At 66.6% G+C, this 2,426-nt stretch carries 4 protein-coding genes; 3 read left to right on the top strand and 1 reads right to left on the bottom strand.

Translation table 11 applies throughout. The annotated features are described in order from the left end of the window. The 3 genes from ELR45_RS41820 to ispF form a co-directional block, all read left to right on the top strand. The coding region (locus ELR45_RS41820) for a CarD family transcriptional regulator (RefSeq protein WP_420813990.1) at positions 1-238 on the top strand (238 nt) is incomplete at its 5' end. 3 nt (positions 239-241) lie between these two features. Further along, positions 242-1,000: a 2-C-methyl-D-erythritol 4-phosphate cytidylyltransferase gene (gene ispD, locus ELR45_RS32210; protein WP_129669938.1), complete on the top strand. Its 759-nt coding sequence runs from the start codon at positions 242-244 to the stop codon at positions 998-1,000. 32 nt (positions 1,001-1,032) lie between these two features. Further along, complete coding sequence (gene ispF / locus ELR45_RS32205) at positions 1,033-1,485, top strand: 2-C-methyl-D-erythritol 2,4-cyclodiphosphate synthase (RefSeq protein ID WP_129669967.1); 453 nt, start codon at positions 1,033-1,035, stop codon at positions 1,483-1,485. On the opposite strand, the gene ELR45_RS32200 is transcribed toward ispF, so the two are convergent. Then, the gene (locus ELR45_RS32200; protein WP_165368296.1) at positions 1,471-2,220 is read right to left on the bottom strand and encodes a phosphatase PAP2 family protein; all 750 of its coding nucleotides are present in this window, start codon (positions 2,218-2,220) and stop codon (positions 1,471-1,473) included. The two genes, ispF and ELR45_RS32200, sit on opposite strands and share 15 nt — an antisense overlap. Between the last annotated feature and the right edge of the window lie 206 nt (positions 2,221-2,426).

Raw genomic sequence — 2,426 nt, 5'->3', positions numbered from 1 at the left:
CACGAACTGGTCTCGCCGATACAAGGCGAACCTCGAGAAGCTGGCTTCCGGTGACGTTATCAAGGTGGCTGAGGTCGTCCGCGACCTCTGGCGTCGCGAACGTGATCGTGGCCTTTCGGCCGGTGAGAAGCGGATGCTGGCGAAGGCACGCCAGATCCTCGTCTCCGAGCTTGCGCTCGCGGAACACACCAATGAGGACAAGGCCGAGTCGCTTCTCGATGAGGTTTTAGCCGGCTGAGTTGTGGTCGGCCTCATCATCCCGGCCGCCGGGACCGGTGAGCGCCTGCGGGCAGGTGTTCCGAAGGCGCTGTACACACTCGGTGACGACCCGCTGCTGATTCACGCCATACGGGCGGGAATCAGCAGCGGCGTCGTCACGGCCGTGACTGTCGCGGCGCCGATCGGCGAGGTGGAAGCGGTCCGGAAGCTACTCGAGCCGGAAGTTCCAGGAACCGTCGGCCTTCGGGTTGTGGAGGGCGGCGCCTCGCGTCAGGCCTCTGTTCATCGCGCATTGCGGGAGACACCGCGCGAGGTGGACGTCCTCTTGGTCCATGATGCCGCCCGTTGTCTGGCCCCTGCCTCGCTCTTCGCCGATGTGGCGAACGCTATCGCCGCTGGCCGTCCTGCGGTCGTTCCTGGCCTGCCGGTCATTGACACGCTCAAGCAGGTGGACGCGGAGGGAGCCGTCCTTGGCACTCCTGATCGGTCGGCGCTGCAAGCCGTGCAGACACCACAGGGCTTTCGCAGAGACGTTCTTGAGCGGGCGCATCGCGCCGCGGAAGAACGCGGCGAGGACGCGGTCACCGATGACGCCGGACTGGTCGAGAGTATCGGCTGCCCGGTGTATGTCATTCCGGGGCATGAGGACGCATTGAAGATCACGAGGCCGCTCGATCTGGTGCTGGCGGAGGCACTCGTCGCCCGGCGTACCAGTGGCGAACAGGTCCGTACCACTTCGCCTCACCGGCGAAGCGCGCCATCCGGTTCGGCTGGAGCGTAGACGTGGAGCCAGGCGTGACCCCGCGCGTCGGTATGGGTGTGGACGTTCATCCGCTGGAGAACGGCCGTCCGTGCTGGGTGGCCGGACTGCTCTGGCCCGACGAGCCGGCCGGATGCGCCGGGCACTCAGACGGCGATGTGGCGGCACACGCCGCATGTGACGCGTTGCTATCGGCAGCGGGGTTGGGCGACCTGGGCGCGGTCTTCGGCACCGACCGCCCTGAATGGGCCGGCGCGTCGGGTGTCGCCTTGTTGAGGGAGACCGCTCGGCTGGTAGCGGCAGCCTCCGGTGTCATAGGCAACATCTCGGTGCAGGTGGTGGGTAACCGTCCCAAGATCGGTTCCCGGCGAGCCGAGGCAGAGAACGTGTTGAGCGCCGCCGTGGGAGCTTCGGTCAGCGTCAGCGGCACGACCAGTGACGGTCTGGGGTTGACCGGCCGAGGCGAAGGGCTGGCCGCTATGGCCGTGGCCCTAGTGACGCTGTGAACTCCGTGCCATGGGCCAATCGAGGATCGGCCACGGTAGCTGGATCCGCAGTACCGCATTGGAGACTGCCAGCGCGAGCGCGCCCAGCAGCCAACCCCCCGGGATGTCGCTGAGCCAGTGGTAGTCGAGCAGTGTCATCAAGGCACCCGCGACGAAGACGATGGTGATGGCGGCGATGATCGCCCGCCGGAACCAGCGCCGGTCGGGCAGCCAACCCTGTGATCCGAAGAGGATGGTCGCAATGAGGAACCAGGTCAGGGTCGCGTTTGCGGTGTGGCCGGACGGGAATGCCTGGCCGTCGCCGTGCAGGATGTCGATGCCGGTATGCGGCGCGGTCCGGGCGAGACTGAACTTGATCCAGTACCCGACGAAGAACACCGTGGCGAGGCCGGAGCCCACCGCGATCAAGACCCGGATCTTCCGCTGCTTCCAGGCCACCCAGACACCGACGGCGACGAGAATGGGCAGCGTGTACAACCGCTGCCCGCCCAAACTGGCGACGCCGTCGAGCATCTCGCGGACGGCGCCCTCCTCCGGCTGCCGAACGTCGACGTACTCGTGGAACGGCCAGTCCCAGGCGATGATGAAGCCGCGGACGACCACCTGCCAGGTCATGAACCCGAGCAAGGCAGCGGCCACGACGCCGGTCAGCAGCGGAGCCAGCCACCACGGGCGAGTCAGACGGCTCGCTGGCGGGCCATTAGGCGTCTGTGTGTTCTCGGTGAGGTCACTCACAGCGGAGGATCCTCCGCCCCAAGGTGCCTGGCGCGGCCCGGAAGACGTCCGCCCGACGTTGGACACGTGCATTTCTCCACGGGTGCTCGGTTCACAATGCGGCTTGCCGTCACGAGGAGGCTGCCCATATGAGTCAGAGTAGCTACTCTTGTCCGGTGAGTTTTCGCCTGTACGACACCGCCGCACGAGAAGTCCGTGACTTTGTC

The organism is Phytoactinopolyspora endophytica (genome assembly GCF_004138495.1).
Taxonomy (GTDB): Bacteria; Actinomycetota; Actinomycetes; order Jiangellales; family Jiangellaceae; genus Phytoactinopolyspora; species Phytoactinopolyspora endophytica.
This window is presented reverse-complemented; position numbering and strand designations above follow the sequence as displayed.

Excerpts from the sequence above, each read along its gene's own strand:
- ispF (WP_129669967.1), top strand. The coding sequence starts at position 1,033 with ATGGGTGTGGACGTTCATCCGCTGGAGAACGGCCGTCCGTGCTGGGTG.